The following is a 21081-nucleotide window of genomic DNA, read 5'->3' as shown; positions in this document are numbered from 1 at the left end:
CGCCTGCCCCGCCGGTCACACCGGCTCCGGAGCCCTCCACTCCGCGACGGACACCTCGTCGCCGACCGACAGCTTGCCGGTGCGCCGGATGGCGAAGTACGCGCCGAAGAGGATCCCTCCGTCGGCCGCCTTGCGGTAGGTCGCGAGGGTGCGCAGCGGTTCCGGGCTCGCACGGCGGCCGGTGTGCTGGTCGACCATGGTGATGGCGCAGCGGACGGTGGCCTCCGTGTGGGTCAGTTCGGTGTCGGCGACGGTCAGGCGGTGGGCGCGGTCCTCGGTGTGCGGGTCGTCCCAGCCGTCGACCACGAGGTTCGGGCGGAAGCGGTTCATGGGCAGCGGCGGGGCCGGGTCGTCCCGCTCGGCCAGGCGCCGGTTCAGCAGGTCGAGGCTGGCGCGGGAGACGACGTGCAGGCGGTGGCTGTTGGCGGCGACGGGCGCGCCGTCCTGCTCCGGCGGCACCCGCAGCAGTCTGCCGGCCGCTCCGATCACGTCCGACACCCACGCGGCGGCCGTGTCGCCCTGGTCGACGGCCCGGTAGCGCCTGCCGGGGAGCTCCACCGGCTCGGTGAAGGCGTTCGAGTCGACGCGGAGATCCCCGTAGCCCGGCGCCCGCAGTGTGAGGACCGCGTCCCCGCCCGGGCCGCCGAGTTCGGGTGTGATCAGCGCCATCCGCGGGTCTCCCCACAGCCAGCGCAGCTCTCTCTTCTCGTCGACGATCACATACCGGCGGTCCTGTGCGAGCCCGGTGGGCGTGAGCGCCGCCTCGGAGACCGTGATCCCCGCGCAGCCCTTGACCGGGTAGTACGTCAGCTCGGTGATCCTCGCCATGGTGTTTCCCCCTGCTCTCGTCGCTCTCGTGCCGGGTCAGCCGGTGACCACGGCGAGCACGAATCCGTCGTACCCCTTCTCGCCGACAGTCTGCACGACCGTGGCGGTCAACTTCGGGTTCTGGCCGATGAGTTCGGTGAAGCGGCGGACGCCTTGGACGCGCGGGTCGGCGCTGTCCGGGTCGGTGACGGCTCCGTCGCGCACGACGTTGTCGCCGACGATCACGCTGCCGGGGCGGGTCAGGCGCAGGGCCCACTCCAGGTAGTCGGGGTTGGTGGGCTTGTCGGCGTCGATGAAGACGAGGTCGAAGGGGCCTGCGCCCTCGGCGGCGAGCCGGGGGAGGGTGTCCAGGGCCTTGCCGACGCGCAGGTCGACGAGGTGGTCGAGGCCGGCGCGGGCGATGTTGGCCGCGGCGACCCGCGCGTGCCGCTCGTCGGCCTCCAGGGTGACCAGGCGGCCGTCGTCGGGGAGGGCGCGGGCGAGCCAGAGGGTGCTGTAGCCGCCGAGGGTGCCGATCTCCAGGACGGAGCGGGCGCCCTGGACTCGGGCGAGCAGGTGGAGCAGCTTGCCCTGGTTGGGGGCCACCTGGTGCGGCGGCAGCCCGGCCGCCTCGCTGCCCCCGCCGGCGGCCGGCAGGGCCGCGTCCTCCTCGACGAGCAGGGTGTTGAAGTAGGCGTCGACGGCGGTCCAGGTCTGCTGGGTCACGGACTGTTCCCTCCGGAAGGCAAGTGAGTTCCGTATGGGAACTTACTTGGTGGGGGCCGCGATTGGGAACCTTTGACCAATGACAGAGGCTTCGTTGACCGGCCGCCCCCGTACCCCCGTGCGACCGAGCCCGCCGTGCGACGGCGGGATCCCCGACCGGGCAGGAGACACCGTGCTCTTCTCGCGGAACGCGATGGGAACCCTCTTCGTGGGCGGCGCCCTGAGCCTGACGACCATCGCGCTCGCCTATCCGGCCGTGCTCGGCATGAACAACGTGTCGAGCACGCCCGACCGGATCATCGCCCAGACCTCGTCCGGGCCACTGACCGAGGCCGACCGGGACTTCGTGGTGAAGGTGCGGGCGGCAGGCCTGTGGGAGTACCCGGTGGGTCAGATGGCGGTGCAGAAAGGGACGTCCAAGGCGGTCGTCACGGCCGGACAGCACCTGATCGACGGGCACGCGGCGCTGGACGCGACGGTCCGCCGGATCGCGCCCCAGCTGGGCATCACGATCCCCGACCAGCCGAGCCCCCAGCAGCAGGGGTTCGTCACGACGCTGAGCTCCGACAGCGGCAAGCAGTTCGACTCCGACTTCGCCAACATCCTGCGCGTGACGCACGGCACGATCTTCAACACGGTCTCGAAGATCCGCTCCACCACCCGCAACACCCTGGTGCGCCAGCTCGCCGATCAGGCCAACACGACCGTCCTGGACCACATCTCGGTCATGGAGAAGACGGGCCTGGTCAACTTCGACCAGGTCCTCTTCCAGGAGACCACCCCGCCCAAGCTCCCCTCCTCCGACCTGACCCCACCGCCCCCGGCCCCCGGCCAGCCCCAGGTGGTGCTCACCCCACCGGCGAACAGCACGGAGGCGCCGGGGGCGTCACCCAGCCCGTCGGCGGGGTGAGCGCCGGGTCAGGCCAGCCACGCGGTGGCGTCCGGGCCCAGACGGCCGTCCGGTTCCAGGGGGGCGCTGGTCAGGAGGACCTCGCCGCCCGGGAGGGTGACCGGCGCGTCCGACAGGTTGGTCACACAGCGCCAGCCGTCGGTGCGGGTGAAGGCGAGGACACCGGGCGGGGTGTCCTCCAGCCAGGTCAGGGACTCGCCCTCGATCAGCTTGCGGCGCAGCTTCAGAGCCGTGCGGTAGAGCTCCAGGGTCGAGCCCTCCGTCCCGTCCTGGGCCTGCACGGCGTACGACGCGAAGCTCGGCGGCTGGGGCAGCCAGGCGCCGCCCGCGCCGAAGCCGTACGACGGTCCGCTCGTCGTCCACGGCAGCGGCACCCGGCAGCCGTCGCGGCCCTTGCGGACCCGTCCCGTCTGCTCCCAGATCGGGTCCTGGAGGACCTCCACCGGCAGGTCGGCGACCTCGGGCAGCCCGAGTTCCTCGCCCTGGTAGACGTACGACGAGCCGGGCAGCGCCAGCATCAGCAGGGCGGCCGCCCGGGCCCGGCGCAGGCCCCGCGACCCGTCCACGGCGGGCGCGTGGCCGCCGGACAGCAGCCAGGCGTTCTCGTCCGTGCCCGGCGGCAGCATCAGCCGGGAGGCGTGCCGCACCACGTCGTGGTTGGACAGCACCCAGGTCGCCGAGGCACCGGCCAGCCGCGCGTCCCGCAGCGACCCGGTGATCACCTCGCGCACCTCCTGCGCGTCCCAGCCCGCCTGGAGGTACTCGAAATTGAACGCCTGGCCCAGCTCGTCCGGGCGCGCGTACAACGCGCGGCGCGGGCCGCGCACCCAGGCCTCGGCGACGGCCATGCGGGGCGGGGAGTAGGAGTCGAGGATCGTGCGCCAGTCGCGGTAGATCTCGTGGACGTCGTCGCGGTCGTAGAAGGGGTGCGTGCCGGGGGCGAACTCCGGCAGGGCCTCCTCCCGGCTCAGCTCGGGGTCGCCCAGGTCGCGCAGCGGCTCGGCCAGGTCCTTGGTGAGGGCGTGCGCGACGTCGACCCGGAAGCCGTCGACCCCGCGGTCGGCCCAGAAGCGCAGGGTGGTGCGGAAGTCGGCTCGGACCTCCTCGTGCGCCCAGTTCAGGTCGGGCTGCTGGGGCGCGAAGAGGTGCAGGTACCACTGCCCGTCCGGCACCCGCTGCCACGCGCTGCCACCGAAGACGGACTGCCAGTCGGTGGGCGGCTGCTCTCCGTGCTCGCCCCGGCCGTCGCGGAAGACGTACCGGTCACGGGCCGGGGAGCCAGGACCGGCCGCCAGGGCCTCCTGGAACCACACGTGCTGGTGCGAGGTGTGGTTCGGGACCAGGTCGACGATCACCTTCAGGCCCAGGCGGTGGGCCTCGACGACCATCTCGTCGAAATCGGCCAGGCTGCCCAGGCGCGGGTCGACGTCCCGGTAGTCGGCGACGTCGTAGCCGCCGTCGGCGAGCTCGGACGGGTAGAAGGGGCTGAGCCACAGCGCGTCCACACCGAGCGCGGCGAGGTGGGACAGGCGCTGGGTGACCCCCCGGAGGTCCCCGAGCCCGTCGCCGTCGGCGTCGGCGAAGCTGCGGGGATACACCTGGTAGATGACGGCCTGCCGCCACCAGTTCGGATCCTTGGACGAGAGGTCGGGCGTGGTACGGACGATCACGCGGGCTCCTCTTCCGGTTCGGTCTCGGGTCGGTGCGACGAGCGTTCTATGCACGATAGAGGGAAATTCTGTCCACATCGCCGGAAAAGTGAACCTTCGACAACGTCGGAACATTCCATTCCCCGTGTGACGGAAATGTGATGACAGCCGAACTTCCTTGGCTCAGCCGCAGGTTGACAGTGTTCCGTCCCGAGATCCACCATGAGTGCACGCTGTGGCGCATGTGACCAATGGGCCCAGTGTTTCTTCGACCACCCACCCCCGGTACTGCCGGCAGCGTCGTGCTGCCCTCCCGCCGTGCCCGGGTTTCGCACGCCAAGATGGGATCCGCATGTCCATAGCGAGACGTGTCACCATGCGCCGCCTGCTGGGGACGGGCGCCGCGTCGCTCGCCCTGTGCGCGGCCTCCGTCGCCGCGGCCTCCGGCGCCTGGGCCTCCGAGCCCGGCGGCGACGGCTGGAACTCCGGGGGGACGTACAAGCCGGGCACCGGCGCGGGCACGGAGACCGGCACGGACCGCTGCCAGTTCTCCCTGGACGGCATCAACTTCTTCGACTCGGTCAAGGTCGACGACCAGAACCTCAAGCCGACCGAGGACGGCAAGATCCACGTCAAGGTCCGCACCGCCGGGGACGCGAGCACCTGCACCGCCTCCCTGTCCTCCTTCCTCGCCCACGGCGCCGACTTCCGCACCTCCGGCGAGCAGGTCTTCGTCGACTTCGACTCGGTGACGGTCAAGCCCGGCCAGACCGACTCCCTCGACATCGCGGTGCCGGACGCGGGCTGCTACGCCCAGATCGACCTCTACCGGGGTGCGGTCAAGTTCGACGGCAAGCTCGACGCGAAGGACGGCTTCGAGCACGGGGACCTGCCCAAGGGCCCGGACCGCCCGGTGATCAAGGACAAGCTGATCGCGGCCTGGAACGGCGGCACGAAGGACTGCACGACCACCGAGACGCAGCCCCCGACCACCCCGCCGGCCTCCACGCCGCCCTCGCCGCCCTCGACGCCCGCGACGCCTCCGGCGTCGGAGTCCGAGACCCCGCCGGCCGAGACCGAGCCCCCGGCCGGCACCCCGACCCCGTCCGAGCCGGCCTCCACCCCGCCCCCGAGCGCCTCCGAGTCCACCACGCCCCCGGCGGCAACCCCGCACGGCGGCGGCGGTGACCTGGCGGAGACCGGCGCGAACAGCAACACCGGCGTGATCGCCGCCGGCGCCGCGGCCCTCCTCGTGGGCGGCGGAGCGATCGTCATGACGACCCGCAGGCGCAAGGCCGCCCGCTCGTAGCCACGTAGCTTCGTAGCCCCGTAGCTTCGTGGCCTTGAGAGCCACCTCTCGACCGCCCGTGAGGCCCACCACCTGACCGACCCGGTCAGGTGGTGGGTGGGCGGCGGCCGGGGGTCTGCTCTACGGTGGGCGGGCCGTGGTGTTCGGGAAGTCGGTGTGATGCCGACGCGGCCCTCGCCACTGTGATCGGGGAGTTCCCGTCCCACGTCCCCTGAGGGACAGCCACTGGTCGCCGCGAGGCAGCCGGGAAGGCGGGCCGGGCGCGTGCACCCGTAAGCCAGGAGACCGGCCACGGCATCTCACGAACTGATCCACGAGGTGCTGGAGCGTGACCGGATGACCGACCCTGCCGCCCTGCCCACGTCCTTCCGCTGGCGACGCGAGGACACCGTGCGGACGGCGGTGCTGATGGCGGTCATCGCCGCCCTGCACGTCGTCGCGTTCGGCATCCTGTTCCTGCTCGTCGCCCCCGGCCACTACGAGGTCGGCGACAGGGCCTTCGGCATCGGCCTCGGCATCACCGCCTACACCCTCGGCATGCGGCACGCCTTCGACGCCGACCACATCGCCGCGATCGACAACACCACCCGCAAGCTGATGGCCGACGGCAAACGCCCGGTGTCGGTGGGCTTCTGGTTCGCGCTCGGCCACTCCAGCGTGGTCGTCCTGCTCGCCCTGCTGATCGCGGGCGGCACCCAGCTGGCCGGCCGGGTCATGAACGAGGACTCCGGTATCCACCAGGTCCTCGGATTCCTCGGTACGACGATCTCCGGCACCTTCCTCTACCTCATCGCCGCCCTCAACCTCGTCGCCCTGCTGGGCATCCTGAAGGTCTTCCGGGCGATGCGGGCAGGCGCGTACGACGAGCGGGAGCTCGAACAGCACCTGGACTCCCGGGGCTTCATGAACCGCATCCTCGGCCGCCTCACCAGGTCCATCTCACGCCCCGGCCAGATGTACCCGCTCGGCTTCCTCTTCGGCCTCGGCTTCGACACCGCCACCGAGGTCACGCTGATGGTGATGGCCGGTTCGGGCGCGGCGGCGGGGCTGCCCTGGTACGCGATCCTCTGTCTCCCCCTCCTGTTCGCCGCCGGCATGAGCCTGTTCGACACCCTCGACGGCACGTTCATGAACTTCGCCTACCAGTGGGCCTTCTCCAACCCCGTCCGCAAGGTCTTCTACAACCTCACCATCACCGGTCTGTCCATCGCCGTCGCCTTCTTCATCGGCACGATCGAACTCGTGGGCGTCCTCCACGAGAAGCTCGCCCTGCGCGACGCCGTCACCGGCTGGATCGCGGGCCTCGACCTCGACAACGTCGGCTACGTCATCGTCGGCCTGTTCGTGGTGGTGTGGGCGGCGGCGGTCGCGTACTGGAAGCTCGCGAAGGTGGAACAGAGGTGGGCGGCACGGCCCGCCGCCGACACGCGTTAGACGCCCTCCACCGCCGTCAGCCACAGCTTGACGTAGCGCTCCACGTCCACGCCCAACGCCACGTCCACCAGCGGCTGTTCGCGGGTGCCGTGGTGTATCTCGGACTCGCCGGGGCGGGGGCGGCGGTCGACGACGGTCTGGCCGCGGGTCGGGCCGGGGGCGAGGGAGACCTCGACCGGTAGGAGTTCGGTGGTCAGGCCCTCCGGGTCGACGACCGCGCAGACCGCGCCCGCGTCGCCGAGGCCGCCGGTGGGCGTGGGGTCGCCGGAGGTGGCGGGGTCGCGGTGGGCGAGGAGTTCACCGGCCATGCGGAGCCTGGGTTCCGGGCTGGTGCGCAGGCGTTGGACGTCGGCCGCCGGGACCAGGACCTCCTTGAACACGTCCAGGCCGTACATGGTGATCGGCACCCCGGCCGTGAGCAGGATCGCGGCCGCCTCCGGGTCGTGCCAGACGTTGAACTCCGCGACCGGCGTGGCGTTTCCGGTGGCCACCGCGCCGCCCATGAACACGATCCGCTCGATGTTGCGGACCACCTCCGGGTGGGTGCGCAGGAGCAGGGCGATGTTGGTGAGCGGGGCGGTCGGGATGAGGGTGACCGGGTGCGGGGAGGCGAGGATCTCCCGGCGCAGCAGCGTCACCGCGTCCACGTCGACCGGGGTGCGGGTGGGCGCGGGCAGGCCCAGGTCCGCCATGCCGTCCTCGCCGTGCACATGCCGGGCCACGCGGACCGACTCGATCAGCGGGCGTTCGGCGCCCCGGGCGACGGGGATGCCAGGGGCGCCGGCCTGCTCCAGCACGGTGAGGGTGTTGCGGACGACCCCGTCGACGTCCGTGTTCCCGGCCACGCAGGTCACCGCGCGCAGGTCCAGGCCGGGGTGACGGACCGCGAACAGCAGGGCGAGGGCGTCGTCGACGCCGGTGTCGCAGTCGATGATCACGGGGATGGGGCGGCCGGCCGAGCGGGCGGTGGTGCGGGCGGCCGAGCGGTCGCTGGTGCGACCTGTGGGGCGGGCGGTCATGGTGGGGCTCCCTTCCGTCACACCGACCTTATGCAGCCCGGCCCGCCGCCCTCACCCCCCCTTCTCCGTCCCGGAGGGCGGTCGGTCCCGCGCGTTCTCAGTCCCAAAGAGCGGTCCCGCGCGCCACGACCCGCGCCTCGACGCGGTCCAGGAGATCGGCGGCGGGCAGCGCCCCCGGCCTACGGCCGTCCCGCAGGCGTACGGCGGCCAGGTCGCCGTCGGCCTCCCGGTCCCCGATCACCGCCTGGTACGGCACCAGCCGCGCGGCCCGGACACGGGCGCCGAGGGTGCCGTCCTCGGGGCCGTGCAGCCGCGCCCGCAGGCCGCGGGCGACGGCCCGGCGGACCAGCTCCTCCGCCTGCTCGACCTGGTCCTCCGCCACCGGCAGCACGGCCAGTTGCTCGGGCGCGAGCCACACCGGGAAGGCGCCGCCGTGCTCCTCGACGAGGTGCGCGACCGCGCGCTCCACGCTGCCGATGATGCTGCGGTGCACCATGACCGGGCGGTGTTTGGCGCCGTCGGCGCCGATGTAGTGCAGGTCGAAGCGTTCGGGCTGGTGGAAGTCGATCTGGACGGTGGACAGGGTGGCCTCGCGGCCGGCGCGGTCCTCGATCTGCACGTCGATCTTGGGGCCGTAGAAGGCGGCCTCGCCCTCCGCCTCCTCGTAGGCGAGTCCCGAGCCGTCCAGGACCTCCCTCAGCAGCTCGGTCGCCCGCCGCCACAGGGCGGGGTCGGCGACGTACTTGCCGCCCTCCCCCGGCAGGGACAGGCGGTGGCGGGACGCGCGGATGCCGAGGTCGGCGTAGGCGCGGGTGATGAGGTCCAGGGCGGCGCGGGCCTCTTCGACGGCCTGGTCGAGGGTGCAGAAGATGTGGGCGTCGTTGAGCTGGATGGACCGTACGCGGGTCAGTCCACCGAGGACGCCGGACAGCTCGGAGCGGTACATGCCGCCCAACTCCGCCATCCGCAGGGGTAGTTCGCGGTAGCTGTGGGAGCGGGAGCGGTAGATGAGGGCGTGGTGGGGGCAGAGGCTGGGCCTCAGGACGACCTGTTCCGCGCCCAGCTCCATGGGCGGGAACATGTCGTCGCTGTAGTGGTCCCAGTGGCCCGAGATCTCGTACAGCTCGCGCTTGCCGAGGACGGGCGAGTACACGTGCCGGTAGCCGGCCGCCCGTTCGGCCTCCCGGACGTACTCCTCCAGGGTGTGCCGTACGACCGCTCCGTCGGGCAGCCAGTACGGCAGGCCCGCGCCCATCAGGGGGTCGGTGTCGAACAGTTCGAGTTCACGGCCGAGGCGACGGTGGTCATGCATGGTGGGCTCCCTCGTGGGAGGGGCGAGAACCCGGGCCACGACAAAGCCCCGGGGCACTCGCCCCGGGGCTTCGACTGGGTCAGCTGTCAGCGCGCCGGGACATACTCCGGCGTCGTCGTGAGAGACGGAGGACAAGAGTGTCGCTGGGCGCGCTGCATGGGGCGACCGTAGCAAGGGGGTGGAGGTGGCGCGACGGGTTTTCCGGGACCGCGGCCAGGGCCCCGTCCCCTCGACGCCACTCGCCGGACACACCCGCCAGGGGCAGCCCTGCTCACCCGGACGGACCGCCGCGCTGGTGACGGGTCGGCTGCGGTGGTGCCGTGGAGGGGCGTAGCCGATCTTGACGGCTCCCCCGTTCCCCCTGGAGGCTCCCGCATGACCCGTCCCCCGGCCCGCGCGGCCGTCGTGCCCTCGGCGCTCGCGCTCACCGCTTTGCTGACCGTGGCCGCGTGCTCCGCCGCCGGGTCGGGCACGGCACCGGCGGCCGCACCCGCCTCACCCGCCGCCACGGCCCCCTCCCCCGCCGGGGCCCCCACGCTCACCGACGCGCAGGCGCAGGCCGCGTTGATCACGGCGGGTGATCTGGGGGAACCCTGGACACCCACCCAGGGCGCGGCGACCTGGCGGGACGGGCTGCTCAAGGCCTCGGCGGACGTCCCCGAGTGCGGGCGGCTGCTCGACGCGCTCTACGCCGAGGAACTGTTCGGGCCGGACGCGCGCATCCTGGCGGTGGCCGGACTCGACGACGACTGGTACCAGGCCCAGCTGCACTACCAGGTCGTCACCCACCCCCCGGCGGAGGTGGACCGCACCCTGGCCTGGCTGCGGACGCTGCCGCGCTCGTGCGGGGAGTTCAGGGCGAAGGCCGCCGGGGGCCGCGTGCAGGACGGCACGGTCACGGAGGCCGCCCTGCCGAAGGTCGGCGACGCCCGGCAGGGCCTGCGCATCACCCTGACCAGCGAGACAGCGGACGAAACCACCCAGCTCACCCTGTACGTCGCTGCCGTCCGCGTCGGCGACGACACGATCACCGTCACGAACGGCGGCGTCGGCGAGATCTTCGACTCCGTCACCCAGGCGGCCGTCGAGATCGGGGCACAGCGGGTGGCGGAGGTACGGAAACGGGGGCGCGTGCAGGTCTGACCCAGTGACTGGCTTCCGGACTCCGGAGCCGACGCCGGGTGTCAGAGGGGCGGCTGTGCGGGTGCCGGGCCGAGGGTCGTGGTGCCCGGTGCCGTGCGGTGCCCGAGGCCGGTGCGGTACGCGTCCAGGGCGGCCTCCACGCGCCCGGTCCGGCGGAGCAGGTCCCCCAGTAGGCGGCACAGGTCGGCGAGGTCGCCGGCGGCTCCGGCGCGCTCCAGGAGGCTGAGGGCACGGACGTAGTGCTCCTCGGCGGCCTCGGTGTCGCGGGCGTCCTCGGCGATGATGCCGAGGAGGCGGTGGGCGGCGGCGGAGTGCAGGGCGCCGCGCTCCGGACTGAGGTCGCTCAGGACACCGTGCAGCAGTTCGGCGGCCTCCTCCGACTTGCCGCGCCGGTGCAGTACGTCGGCCAGCTCGACGGCGACCTGACTGCTGTAGAGGGCGGCGCGCTTGGCGGAGAGCATGGTGAGTGCCTCCCGCAACTCCTCCTCCGAGCGGTCCAGTTCGCCGTTCTGCGCGTACACGTACCCGCGCATCCAGTGGCAGTTGGCGAGCTCGGTACGGATCTGGAGCTGGCGGTACAGCTCGGCGGCCTTGGCGAGCGAGGCGTCGGCCTCGGCGATCCGGCCCTCGGCGAGGAGCGTACGGGCGACGGAGCGGTGCATACGGGCGACCAGCGCGGGATCGGCGACCTGGGGTGCGAGGGCGAGGGCGAACTCGGCGGCCTGCGCGGCGCGGGCGTGGGCGCCCATGTCCATGTAGGGCCCGATGACGGAGGCGTACAGCAGGAGCAGCGCGTCGGGGTCGTGCAGCCCGCCGCGGTTCAGCTCGTCGAGGGCGGACTCGAGGAGGTAGACGGCGTAACGGAGTTCACCGGCGAGGTAGTGGGCGACGGCGCGCCCGCGCAGCGCCGGGACGCGTACGGGCAGGGGCGCGTCGGCGAGACAGGTCTCCGCCCGCTCGAAGTACTCCCGCGCCGCCTCCAGCTCGCCCAGCTCGATCACGCACTCCCCGAGCCCGAGCAGCGCGGTCGCCTGCTCGTCGACCAGCCCGTGCGTCTCGGCCTCCGTGAGCAGCTCGGCGTACCGCTCGGCCGCCTCCTCGGTCTCGCCGGTGGCGAGGGTGCGCTGGGCTTCCGTGAGCCGGAGCCGCAGATCGGTGACGAGACGGGCGGAGCGCCCGGTGGCCAACTCCGCGAATTCGACGCCCAGTCGCTCGGCGAGGTGCTTGAGCGCTTCGTCGGAGGGCCGTACGCGACCGGCCTCAAGGGTGGAGACGTAGGCGGGCGTGTACGTCGGCTCGGCCAACTGCCGCTGCGTGAGCCCTCGTTCGACCCGCAGCCGCTGCACCCGCCGCCCGATGACTTCGGGCCCGTCTCGCTCGACCACGTCGTGGCTCCCCCAACTCCCGTGGGCCCTCTTGCCGTTGACCTACGGCAGCCCCTAGGTTAATCGGCGAATTAACCGTGCTTAACACATTGCTGTAATTCCCTTCCTCTCTCCACCGCCACCCCCCACCATCGTTGCGAGGTCGCCGTGCACGAACGCACAACCACCCGCTACGAAAGCATCCCCACCCTCTCCCACCCCCGGCTCCGCCCACCCGGCGCAGCCCCCATCGCCCGAGGCGTCGCCGCAGCCGTCATAGCGGTAGCGGCCCTCCTCACAGCGGCCAACGCCGGCCCAGCAAGAGCAGACGAGGAACTCCCGACCCCACCGGCGGCCCAGCAGGTGCACGGGGGCTAGGAAGGCTGGGGAGGCTAGGGACAGCCCGCCAACGCCTGCCCCATTTGAGGTGCTGTGGCCGGACTTACGCCACGCCACGCCATGCCGCGCCACGCGGTTCAGCTGGAACCCCGTAACCCCGTCACCCGATCCCCGGGCCCGTTCAGTTCGGTAAGGCTTTCCGTAAGGCTCTGTCCAGGCGGCCGGCCAGTTCCGCGTCGGTGGGTGGGGCCTCGCTGAAGAGGGCGCTCAGTTCGGTGGTGAAGGTCTGGGTGAAGGCACCGTAGAGGGGGGTGCGGGGGCGGGCGACCGCCTGTTGCAGGGACCTGAGGAGGATGGGGGCCGCGTACTTGGGCCGGCCTGCCTCGTCCCGCGGCATGCGGTCGGCGCTCTCGCCCGTGGGGGAGGCCGCCGGGGTCGTGGCGGAGACGCGGGCGTTCGTGCACGTCACGTCACCCGTGTAGACGGAGGTACGGGTCGCGGCGAACCCGGCGTCCAGAAGGCAGCGTTCGCTGTCCGCGTTGGTGAGGAAGCCGATCAGATCGGACGCGCCCGCGGACCGCTCCGACGTCCGGGTCACCGCGAGGTTCTGGCCGCCCAGTACCGCGCGGCCGGGCAGCGGGGCCACGCCGAGCTGCTGCTCGGTGAACGTCTGGTGCAGGTCGCGGTAGGCGTACGGCCAGTGCCGCAGGAAGGCCGTACGGCCGTCGGCGAAGTCACCGAGGGAGGCGGCCTCGTCGGAGCGGAAGGCGTCGTCGAGGGTGTACGACGTGTCGGTACGGGCGCGCAGTTCGGCGACACCGTCGGTCAGCTCCTGGACGTCGGACTTGTAGTGGCCGTCGGCGTCGGTGAGCGCGAAGTCCGGCGTGGCCGACGCGAACGCCTCGATCGCGTTGACCGTGAGGCCCTCGTACGAGGCCAGCTGACTCGTCCAGCCCTCCTCGTAGCCCTTGGGCTCCTTGCGGTCCAGGGAGTTGATCAGTTCCCGCAGCTCCTGCCAGGTGGTGCCCGCGCTGAGGTCGGTGCGGCCCAGCGCGTCGAGGTGGTCGCGGCGGTAGTAGAGCAGCCCGACGTCGCTGTTGAACGGCACCGCGTACACCTTGTCGTCCCAGCGGGCCGTGCGGGCCACCGACGGGATGACGTCCGCGTCGACCGCCTTGTCTGCCAGCGGCCGGACCAGGCCCGCCTCGGCGAACTCCGGCACCCACGTCACGTCCAGGTTGACCACGTCGTACTTGGCGCTGCCCGACTGCAACGCGCCGAGCAGCTGGCTGCGCTGTTCGTCGGCGGAGCCGGGGAGTTCGACCAGCCGGGCGTAGTAGCCGGTGCCCGTCTCGTCCTGCTTCCGGTTCCAGGCGTCGATGAGCTGCTGCCGGATGCCGTTCTTGCCGGTCACGTCCCGGCCGCTGGCCACCACGATCTCCCCGGGCGCGGCGGCGGCCGACGGGGCCTCCTGGTCGACCGAGCCGCCCGTGCAGGCGGTGACCGCGAGGAGCAGCAGGGCGAGCAGCATGCGTCGCGCCATCAGTCGTCCCCCGTTCCCGCGCGCGCGACCTCGTCGTGCAGTCCGGCGCCGAGGTCGTCGCTCGCGTCCAGGCAGCGGCCACCGCTCGCCTCGGCGATCCGGGCGTCGGGGCGGCCCCGGTCACAGGCGCCGATGTCCAGGGACACCATGACCACCGGCACTCCCGTCTTCCCTGCCTTCTCCAGCACCTCGTCCAGGTTCCGGCCGGTCAGCCGGGTGTTGTCCTCATCGTCCGTGAGGAAGACGATCAGCTGCGGTCCGTCGTCGTCGGTGCCGCGGCCCGCCATGTCGGTGAGCGCGGCGAGCAGCGCCGCGTGCGGGTCGGCCTCGGCGTCGCGCACCTTCGTCCGCCGTGGGTCGAAGACCTTCTCGGCGTCGGCGCGCGGGTGTTTCCCGAACCCGAGCAGGAGGTCATGGCGGGCACCGGACATGCCGGACACCGTCCACACGCCGTACTGGTCCTGGTCGCCGAGCCCGCCGAGCGACTGTTTCAGGATGCCGGGGCCGCCGCTCGGCCCCTCCCAGAAGCGGGTCATCGAGCCCGAGTTGTCCAGGAGGTAGAGGACCCGGCCCGGGCCGCTGGCCCCGCGGTAGCGCGTGAGCGTCGTGTCCATCGCCGTCCGCTCGGCCGTCGGGACCAACGGGCCGGGGTCGCGCAGGACACCGGTGCCGGAGTGGTCGGGGTCGAGCAGGGCCCGCTCACCGGCCGCGGACCGGAAACCGGCGTCCCGGAACACCGCGAGGCCGCCGTCCTCGTCGGTCAGCCACCGGTGGAAACGCTTCACCGCGTCCCCACGCGCCTCGGCGTCCAGATCGGCGCCCTGCCAGCGGACCGGTACGAAGGTCGGGGTCAGGCCCGGTACGTCGGAGGGGTAGGCGGCCAGGCGCGGGGTGCGGGTCGCCCGGTGGCAGGCGACGCCGCTCTTCAGCAGGAACTCCGGGGCGAGGGCCGCGGTGCGCCGGTCCGCGCCGGCGTCCTCGGGCAGCGCGCACAGCAGTTCGGAGGCGGTGGGCGACGGCGCACCCGGCGCCAGCCGCCGCTCGGCGTCACCCGCGCCGCCGGTGCCGGCCGCGTCGCCCTTGCCGCCCGTACCGCCGTACAGGCCCAGCGTCGCCAGCAGGGCCGCGGTCGTGAACTCCGGGTCGGGGCGGCGCACCTCGGCGTTCGCGTCCCGCCGCTCCAGGTCGTCCAACAGCCGGGTGAGGGAGCGCCCCTTGCGCTCCTCGACCGAACCGGCCAGGTCCCGGGGGGTGGCCAGCACGACCGGGGAGTACACGAAGGGCCCGCCGAACGGCCCCAGTTCGGCGAAGGAACGGCCCTGTCGGCCGCGGACGACCCGGGTGACGTCCGCGGCGGAGGCCGGGATCCACACGTCGGGCTGTGGACCGACGTCCCGCTGCGGGTTGTCGTCCTCCACGACCGGCTCCTGCCAGGCGTCGGTGTCCTCGCGCAGCGCGCCGACCGCGTCTGCGGCACCCGCGTCGTAGACGGTCAGGCCACTGCGGCGGCAGCCCTCGCCGGTGGTGTTCGCCTCCGAGGTCAGATACGCGTCGGCGGCCGCCCGGACGGTGGACTTCAGGTCGGGGTCGGTGAGCACGCGCAGTTCGAGGGGCGGGGCGCAGCGGGTGTCGTCGCCGGAGCCGATGAGGGCGTAGCCGAGGCCGGAGAGCGCGAGGACGAGGACCGCGCTCACGGCGGCACGCAGCACGGGGCGGCCGCGCCGAAACCAGCGGGCGGTGGCGCGGGCGGCGATGCGGAGTCCGTCGCGGAGGGGCCCGAGGAGCGCCGCGAGGCGTTCCTGGAGACGCCAGATACTCCTCTTGTCCGGGGTTCGGGTGATGGGTACGTCCCGTGCTCCCAGCAGGACATCCGTGCCCTGGTCTGCCGCCCGTTGCGGCTTCTGCGGCTCGCCCAGTCTGGTCTTGTACCCAGCCGCTCTCATGCGTTCCCGTAACGCGGCGAACAGCTCCTGGAAGGAGACCTCCCCGCTCCGTTCGACGAGGGGGAGGAGTTCCCGGGTGAACGGTGTGGGTACTTTTCCGTTCCCGGCGCGGATGAGGCGGTTGGCCTGCACGCTCATCAGCACGAGGATCTTGTTCGGGTCGACGGCGTGGTCACCGAAGTCCTGCCAGACCCGGGCCGCGTTACCCGCGTAGCAGCAGTCGAGGATCACCACGATCTGCTTCGCGCGGCTCCCCGCGAGCTCGGTCAGGACGCTGGTGAACTGTGCCGCGCCGGGGAACACCGCCTGACCGCCCGCGACCACGCGTGCGTTGCGCATCTGGAGGAAGAGTTCGTTGCCCGCGCTGGGGACGGCGCCGTGGCCGGCGAAGTAGAGCAGCAGCAGGCCCTTGGCCTCCTTGGCGACGAGACGCAGGGCCTCGCTGAACTCGTCGAGGGAGGGGGAGGGAGTGACCTCGATCTCCTGCGCGCCGAACACTCCGTTGCCGCGCAGGGCGTCCCCCAGCCGGTCCAGGTTGTGCTGGACTCCGGGCAGGTGGCCGGGTACGCCGTCCGGTTCCTTCTGTCTGATGTGGTCGTACGTGCTGACGCCGACGAGCAGCGCCCGATTCGCGTGTTCGCGCGGGTCGAAGCGGCTCACCGGGCTACCTCTCGTCGAGGTTCACCGAATCGACGTCCACCCGGGGCGGTTCGCCGCTCTCCACCTCTCGGCGGTTGTCCTGCCATGCCCGGACTGCCCTGATGATGTGGTTGAGCAGCCTGTCCGTCACGACGGTGGTGGCCGAGCTGACCACGACCAGCCAGATCTCCATCCCGACGCCCATGTGCCCGTCGGGCACGTCCCCGCGGGGTCGCTCGATGATGCGCAGCTCCTCCAGGAGCGACTCGCGCTCGAGCCACGTCTTCAACGCGGTGACGTCGCTTCTGCTCGCACTTTCGTCCAGCCGGACGCGGATGCCTTGGTCGGCCACACCTTCCCCCTCAGCCATACCCACCATCATGCACCCGGGGGTGCGGCGGAAGGGAGGGGTTGGACAACAACGCCCTTTTCGGCAGGGCCCGTTCCGGTCAGCCCTGCGTCTGGAGCTGGTGCAGCTGCATCCGTACGTTCTCCAGGGCGCCCTCCTGCCGGCCGGGGACGCGGCCTCGCAACTGCGCGAGCGCGGGGCCGAGTTCGCGGGCGCGGGCCGTGTCGGTGATGCGGCCCCACTGGTGGTGGGCGCGGTCGACGGCGGCCTCCACGGCGGGCGCGTCGGGGGCCTGCCCGGCGGCCAGCCGGGCGTCGGCCACGGCCAGCCATGTCCGGCAGCTGCGTGCGGAGTCTCCCGCGAACATCGCCAGGTCGGCGCGGACCTCGCTCCAGTGCAGGGCCTCTTCCGAGGAGGGGCCGTGGGCCTGTACGGCGGCTTGCTCGTGGCGTGCCGCGAGCGCGTCGGCGTCGGTGTGGCGGCCGGCCTGGACGGCGGTCGCGATGTCGGCGTGCGGGTCGCCGCCCACGTCGGCGCCGGAGGCGGAGGCGGCGTCGGAGGCGGAGGCGGAGGCGGCGTCGGAGGCGGAGGCGGCGTCGGAGGCGGCGTCGGAGGCGGCATGGGCGTGCCGGTCGGCCTGGACGACGGTGCCGATCTGGACGTGCGGGGCGCTGTCCGTGCCCGCGGGTGGTGCGAAGGTTCTCGGCTGCGGGAGCGTTGTGGCCGGTCGCGCAGTTCCTCGCGCCCCCAGGGGCGCTCCGGGCATCCCGGTGAGTTCCAGTCCGCCCTCTCCGGGCGCCAGCCGTACCCACGCCTGCTGGTGCAGTTGCTCGTCCTGTGGGCGCCAGCCGCTGCGCAGTATCGTCGCCACGGCCTTCATGTACGCCGGAGCCGCGACCCTGCGACGGGACGGGGGCGGGGCGAGGCGGCCGTGGACGCGGATGCCGGGGCCGCAGTCCAGGGGGTGGACGCGGAGGTGGTCCCAGGTCTCCTGGTCGGCGTGGAGGTCGACGAAGAGGGTCGTCGAGCCGGGGCGGCGCAGGCGCAGTTCCTCGCGGAACCAGTGCCAGGGGAAGCCGGTGTAGCGGACGGTCGCCGGGGTGGTGCGGGCCAGCGCGAGGTGGGGCAGGCGTTGGCGGCGGTCGAGCTGGAGCTGCCCCGTGACGTAGAGGGTGAGCGGGTCGAGGGCGGCCGCGGCGGCGCGGAGCCGGGTGAGGACGGCCTGCGGTTCCAGCGGGTCGGCGAGTTCCACGACGTTCGCGGTGTCCGTGCCGGACAGCACGGCGGGTGGAACGGCCGCGAGGACAGGGAGCACGGAGGCCGCGTCCACCAGACACCCCTTGCCCACGGGCGAGGCCGCGAGCAGCAGCACGGTTCCGGGCATCGTCCCCCCTGTCACCGGTCCATCGTGTCGATCAGGTACCTCAGCACCGTAACCGCTGCCGCTGCGAAGGTGGGCCTCAGGACTGCAAACGTCCCTGTACGGGGTCTCACACTCGGAATTATTCCGGCATTACGGGCAAATATGGGTACTGCCTCGGCATTCGCCCGCGCGACCGACTTGCCTGGCGTCCTCCCCAGGTGTGCTCTGGAAGGCAGGGGCGGCGAGAGAGAGGAGCGCTCTCATGGCTCATGCGGCACCCGCGTCAGGAGTACGCCCACCCGAGCTGACCGGCCGGACCCGGGCACCCGACCTCTTCAGCGAGCGCACACACAGGATCGCGGCCTATGCGACGCCCGTCGTGCTCGGGCTCGTCTACGGCTACTGGGCCGCGGCCAACCGGCGCGACGGCGGCCCCATCACCGGCTGGAACCTGCTGTTCGGCTTCGTGACCGCGGCCGTGTTCGCGGTGCTCTGGGTCGTCGTACGGGACCTGGCCCCGCGGATGAGGCGCGAACTGCACGCGCTGTCCTGGGGCGCGTTCTCCGGTGTCGCGTTCGGCTTCCTGTACAGCCAGACCGGCTACAGCATCCTGCGGTCCTGCGCCTTCGGGGCGGTGATCGGGGCGGGCGTGTTCTTCTTCGTCTTCTACCGCTACTACACGCGCGAGGACGCGGAGGGACACCGGATCCACTGACGCGCGTATCCGCTGACGCCCGACCCGCCGGCGCCCGCGTCACCTCACGCGCGCATGCGTGGGCCCCGGCATGGTGGCCGGGGCCCGCGTTCCCTCATCCCTCCACTCACCCGATCGGGTAAGGGTCCAAGTCCCCCAACTCCAGGAAACACCCGTTCGGGTGAACGCTCCACCGGAGAGCAGAACCCCCAGGTCCGCCGCCTGCGGCACCCCCGGCAGCGGCATCCCGGCACCCCCGGTACCCATGTGGCCGCGCCCCGCTCGCGCCCGCGCCCGCCACGCCCTTGTCTGAGAGCGTGTCCCGACGTCTCAGGACCGCTCTGTCGGCCTCCCTGATCGCCCTGTCGTGCCTGCTCGTGCCGTTCGGCGCACTGGCGGCCTGGGTGGCGTACGGCCTCGCGGACACCGGCCGGTACGTCGCCACGATGGCGCCGCTGGCCACCGACCCGGCCGTACGGAACGCGGTTGCGGACACGGTCGGCGCCGGCATCATGCGCGAGGTCGAGGTCGGCCACCCGGACGAGCGCGCAGTCGCCCCGTTCGTGCACGACGCGGTCCACTCGTTCACGCAGACGCGGGCCTTCCGCGCGGCGTGGGACGCGGGCAACCGGGCCACGCACGACGCCGTCATGGACGCCCTGCGGGACGACCGCGCCCGGGCCGTCACCGTCGACCTCGCCCCCGTCACCCTCCAGGTCAAACGCCAACTCGCCGACGACAACGTGCCGCTCGCGGACCACATCCCGGTCGAGCACACCGCGGTCGCGCTGCTCCAGGCCAAGGACCTGGCCCCGCTCCGGAAGGGGTACCACGTGTTCGACGTCGCCGGCTTCTGGCTTCCCGTCGCGGCCGTCGTCTTCGCCGTCACCGGCATCGCGGTCGCCGCCCGCCGTCGCGGCGCGGTCCTCGCGACCGCGCTGGGCACGGCCCTCGGCGGCGCGTTCCTCGCCCTCGCGGTCGCCATCGGCCGCCGCCTCACCCTGGCCGACCTGCCCGAGGACCTCCACCGTCCGGCCGGGGGCGCCGTCTACGACGCCCTGACCGCGACCCTGCGCACGGCTTCCTGGCTGCTGGTCGCCCTCGGTCTGACGGTCGCTCTGACCACCTGGCTCACGGGCCGGTACGGGCCCCTCGCACGACGTCGGCGAGCGTCCGCAGCGCCCGCTCCAGCTCCTCCTCCGGAGCCGACGCGAGTCCGAGCCTGACGGCGTCCGGCGTGCGGTGGGGGTCGACGGCGAAGGCGGTGCCGGGAGTGACGGCGATGCCGTGCGCGGCGGCCGCGGCGGTGAAGGTGTCCGCGCGCCAGGGTGCGGGCAGCTCCCACCAGGCGTAGTACGCCCGCGGATCGGCCCGTACGGCGAAGGCGCCGAGGTGCCGGGTGAGGAGCCGTTGCCGTCGCGCCGCGTCCGCCTGCTTGGCCGCCACCAGCCGCCGTACGGTCCCGTCCCCGATCCATCCCACGGCCGCCTCCAGCGCGAACCGCCCCGCGCTCCAGCCCCCGGACCGCAGCGCGGCCGCGACGGAGTCGACCCGCTGCGGCGGTACGACGAGGAAGCCGACGGTGAGCCCGGGCGCGACCCGCTTGGACAGCCCGTCGACCACGTGGACGAGGCCGGGGGCGTGGGCGGCGAGCGGGGTGTCGTCGGCGCGGAGGAAGGACCAGATGCGGTCCTCGACGACCGGAAGGTCCAGCTCGGTCACCGCCCGCGCGAGCTGCCGTCGCCGTTCCTCGCTCGTGGTCAGCGAGGTCGGGTTGTGCAGAGTCGGCTGGACATAGAGGGCGGACAGGGGCGCCGCGCGGTGGGCGGCGGCGAGGGCGTCCGGGCGCAGCCCCTCCGCGTCGCCCGCCAGCGGCACCAGGACGACCCCCAGCCGGGCCGCGATCTCCTTGACCAGCGGATACGTCAGCTCCTCGACCCCGACCCGACCGCCGGGACGGACCAGGGAGGCGAGGGTCGCGGCGATGGCCTGACGGGCGTTGCCGGCGAAGAGCAGCTGGGAGGGGGCCGGGTGCCAGCCGGGGGCGGAGAGCAGGGTCGCGGCCGCGCCCCTGGCGGACGTCGTGCCGGTGGCGGCCGCGGGACACAGCGCCGCCCCGAGTGCGTCGGAGCGCAGGAGGGCCGCGAGGGCGGGGGCGAGCAGCTCGGACTGGCCGGGCGCGGAGGGGTAGTTGAGCTCCATGTTGACCGGCGCGGCCGTGGCCCGCTCGATGAGCGCCCGCCCGGTCGGCTCGGCGGGCGCGGCCCGTACGAACGTGCCCCGCCCGACCTCGCCCACGACCAGCCCGCGCCGCACGAGTTCGCCGTACACACGCCCCGCCGTCGACCCCGCTATCCCGCGCCGCCGCGCGAACACCCGCTGTGGCGGCAGTCGCTGGCCCGGCCTGAGCCGCCCCGCGGTGATGTCGTCGGCGATGCGGTCGGCGATGCGCCGGTAGTCGTCCACGAAGTCCCCCTGCTCGTACGGCCCGAAGATTGCACCGAGGGCAAAGATCTTATTGCACCGAGTAGTTGAGCG

The 21081-nt window shown here is 72.8% G+C and carries 17 protein-coding genes and 1 riboswitch; of the genes, 6 read left to right on the top strand and 11 right to left on the bottom strand.

Annotated elements, in window-relative coordinates; genetic code table 11:
* Window positions 1-15: 15 nt before the first annotated feature.
* Entirely contained in the window at window positions 16-828 is an 813-nt protein-coding gene (locus ACFYWX_RS03430; protein WP_389422266.1) for an MOSC domain-containing protein, read from the bottom strand.
* 36 nt (window positions 829-864) lie between these two features.
* Complete coding sequence (locus tag ACFYWX_RS03425) at window positions 865-1533, bottom strand: O-methyltransferase (protein WP_389422265.1); 669 nt, start codon at window positions 1531-1533, stop codon at window positions 865-867.
* A 193-nt stretch (window positions 1534-1726) separates the two neighbouring features.
* Between ACFYWX_RS03425 and ACFYWX_RS03420 the strand changes: the two genes are divergently transcribed.
* Complete coding sequence (locus ACFYWX_RS03420; protein WP_389422630.1) at window positions 1727-2443, top strand: DUF4142 domain-containing protein; 717 nt, start codon at window positions 1727-1729, stop codon at window positions 2441-2443.
* 8 nt (window positions 2444-2451) lie between these two features.
* Here ACFYWX_RS03420 and ACFYWX_RS03415 read toward each other — a convergent pair whose 3' ends face one another.
* Window positions 2452-4113 (bottom strand): glycoside hydrolase family 13 protein, encoded by a 1662-nt coding sequence (locus tag ACFYWX_RS03415; protein ID WP_389422264.1) that lies wholly within the window; start codon window positions 4111-4113, stop codon window positions 2452-2454.
* 331 nt (window positions 4114-4444) lie between these two features.
* On the opposite strand from ACFYWX_RS03415, the gene ACFYWX_RS03410 reads away from it, so the two are divergent.
* Window positions 4445-5401 (top strand): LAETG motif-containing sortase-dependent surface protein, encoded by a 957-nt coding sequence (locus ACFYWX_RS03410; RefSeq protein ID WP_389422263.1) that lies wholly within the window; start codon window positions 4445-4447, stop codon window positions 5399-5401.
* Window positions 5402-5521: 120 nt separating this feature from the next.
* Window positions 5522-5710: riboswitch (cobalamin riboswitch) on the top strand.
* A 27-nt stretch (window positions 5711-5737) separates the two neighbouring features.
* Complete coding sequence (locus tag ACFYWX_RS03405; protein ID WP_389422262.1) at window positions 5738-6835, top strand: HoxN/HupN/NixA family nickel/cobalt transporter; 1098 nt, start codon at window positions 5738-5740, stop codon at window positions 6833-6835.
* On the opposite strand, the gene ACFYWX_RS03400 is transcribed toward ACFYWX_RS03405, so the two are convergent.
* Entirely contained in the window at window positions 6832-7854 is a 1023-nt protein-coding gene (locus ACFYWX_RS03400) for a nucleoside hydrolase (RefSeq protein ID WP_389422261.1), read from the bottom strand. The genes ACFYWX_RS03405 and ACFYWX_RS03400 overlap by 4 nt on opposite strands.
* A gap of 97 nt (window positions 7855-7951) precedes the next feature.
* Entirely contained in the window at window positions 7952-9166 is a 1215-nt protein-coding gene (gene thrS, locus ACFYWX_RS03395; RefSeq protein ID WP_389422260.1) for a threonine--tRNA ligase, read from the bottom strand.
* A gap of 375 nt (window positions 9167-9541) precedes the next feature.
* Between thrS and ACFYWX_RS03390 the strand changes: the two genes are divergently transcribed.
* The gene (locus tag ACFYWX_RS03390) at window positions 9542-10309 is read left to right on the top strand and encodes a hypothetical protein (RefSeq protein WP_389422259.1); all 768 of its coding nucleotides are present in this window, start codon (window positions 9542-9544) and stop codon (window positions 10307-10309) included.
* Window positions 10310-10350: 41 nt separating this feature from the next.
* Here ACFYWX_RS03390 and ACFYWX_RS03385 read toward each other — a convergent pair whose 3' ends face one another.
* The 5 genes from ACFYWX_RS03385 to ACFYWX_RS03365 form a co-directional block, all read right to left on the bottom strand.
* On the bottom strand, window positions 10351-11694 hold the full coding sequence (locus tag ACFYWX_RS03385; protein WP_389422258.1) for a tetratricopeptide repeat protein: 1344 nt from the start codon (window positions 11692-11694) through the stop codon (window positions 10351-10353).
* A 499-nt stretch (window positions 11695-12193) separates the two neighbouring features.
* The gene (locus ACFYWX_RS03380) at window positions 12194-13555 is read right to left on the bottom strand and encodes an extracellular solute-binding protein (RefSeq protein WP_389422257.1); all 1362 of its coding nucleotides are present in this window, start codon (window positions 13553-13555) and stop codon (window positions 12194-12196) included.
* On the bottom strand, window positions 13555-16158 hold the full coding sequence (locus ACFYWX_RS03375; protein WP_389422256.1) for a caspase family protein: 2604 nt from the start codon (window positions 16156-16158) through the stop codon (window positions 13555-13557). The genes ACFYWX_RS03380 and ACFYWX_RS03375 overlap by 1 nt, the downstream gene beginning before the upstream one ends.
* Before the next feature lie 4 nt (window positions 16159-16162).
* Entirely contained in the window at window positions 16163-16507 is a 345-nt protein-coding gene (locus ACFYWX_RS03370; protein ID WP_389422255.1) for a hypothetical protein, read from the bottom strand.
* Window positions 16508-16586: 79 nt separating this feature from the next.
* Window positions 16587-17870 (bottom strand): hypothetical protein, encoded by a 1284-nt coding sequence (locus ACFYWX_RS03365; RefSeq protein ID WP_389422254.1) that lies wholly within the window; start codon window positions 17868-17870, stop codon window positions 16587-16589.
* A 241-nt stretch (window positions 17871-18111) separates the two neighbouring features.
* Between ACFYWX_RS03365 and ACFYWX_RS03360 the strand changes: the two genes are divergently transcribed.
* Both ACFYWX_RS03360 and ACFYWX_RS03355 read left to right on the top strand, forming a co-directional pair.
* Window positions 18112-18564 carry a hypothetical protein gene (locus ACFYWX_RS03360; protein WP_389422253.1) on the top strand — a complete coding sequence of 151 codons (453 nt, stop codon included), beginning with the start codon at window positions 18112-18114 and terminating at the stop codon, window positions 18562-18564.
* Between the two features lie 296 nt (window positions 18565-18860).
* Window positions 18861-19769: a hypothetical protein gene (locus ACFYWX_RS03355; protein WP_389422252.1), complete on the top strand. Its 909-nt coding sequence runs from the start codon at window positions 18861-18863 to the stop codon at window positions 19767-19769.
* On the opposite strand, the gene ACFYWX_RS03350 is transcribed toward ACFYWX_RS03355, so the two are convergent.
* The gene (locus ACFYWX_RS03350) at window positions 19675-21009 is read right to left on the bottom strand and encodes a PLP-dependent aminotransferase family protein (RefSeq protein ID WP_389422251.1); all 1335 of its coding nucleotides are present in this window, start codon (window positions 21007-21009) and stop codon (window positions 19675-19677) included. The two genes, ACFYWX_RS03355 and ACFYWX_RS03350, sit on opposite strands and share 95 nt — an antisense overlap.
* Window positions 21010-21081 lie beyond the last annotated feature (72 nt).

The sequence above is a fragment of the Streptomyces sp. NPDC002888 genome (assembly GCF_042888465.1).
Classification (GTDB): Bacteria; Actinomycetota; Actinomycetes; order Streptomycetales; family Streptomycetaceae; genus Streptomyces.
The sequence above is the reverse complement of the archived record's forward strand: the minus strand, read 5'-3'. Positions and strand labels throughout refer to the sequence as shown.

Bases quoted from the DNA above. Each gene is read 5' to 3' on its own strand.
- ACFYWX_RS03390 (WP_389422259.1), top strand. From the start codon at position 9,542: ATGACCCGTCCCCCGGCCCGCGCGGCCGTCGTGCCCTCGGCGCTCGCG.
- ACFYWX_RS03420 (WP_389422630.1), top strand. From the start codon at position 1,727: ATGGGAACCCTCTTCGTGGGCGGCGCCCTGAGCCTGACGACCATCGCG.
- ACFYWX_RS03360 (WP_389422253.1), top strand. From the start codon at position 18,112: ATGGCTCATGCGGCACCCGCGTCAGGAGTACGCCCACCCGAGCTGACC.
- ACFYWX_RS03365 (WP_389422254.1), bottom strand. From the start codon at position 17,870: ATGCCCGGAACCGTGCTGCTGCTCGCGGCCTCGCCCGTGGGCAAGGGG.
- ACFYWX_RS03430 (WP_389422266.1), bottom strand. From the start codon at position 828: ATGGCGAGGATCACCGAGCTGACGTACTACCCGGTCAAGGGCTGCGCG.
- ACFYWX_RS03405 (WP_389422262.1), top strand. From the start codon at position 5,738: ATGACCGACCCTGCCGCCCTGCCCACGTCCTTCCGCTGGCGACGCGAG.
- ACFYWX_RS03370 (WP_389422255.1), bottom strand. From the start codon at position 16,507: ATGGCTGAGGGGGAAGGTGTGGCCGACCAAGGCATCCGCGTCCGGCTG.
- ACFYWX_RS03400 (WP_389422261.1), bottom strand. From the start codon at position 7,854: ATGACCGCCCGCCCCACAGGTCGCACCAGCGACCGCTCGGCCGCCCGC.
- ACFYWX_RS03380 (WP_389422257.1), bottom strand. From the start codon at position 13,555: ATGGCGCGACGCATGCTGCTCGCCCTGCTGCTCCTCGCGGTCACCGCC.
- ACFYWX_RS03410 (WP_389422263.1), top strand. From the start codon at position 4,445: ATGTCCATAGCGAGACGTGTCACCATGCGCCGCCTGCTGGGGACGGGC.
- thrS (WP_389422260.1), bottom strand. From the start codon at position 9,166: ATGCATGACCACCGTCGCCTCGGCCGTGAACTCGAACTGTTCGACACC.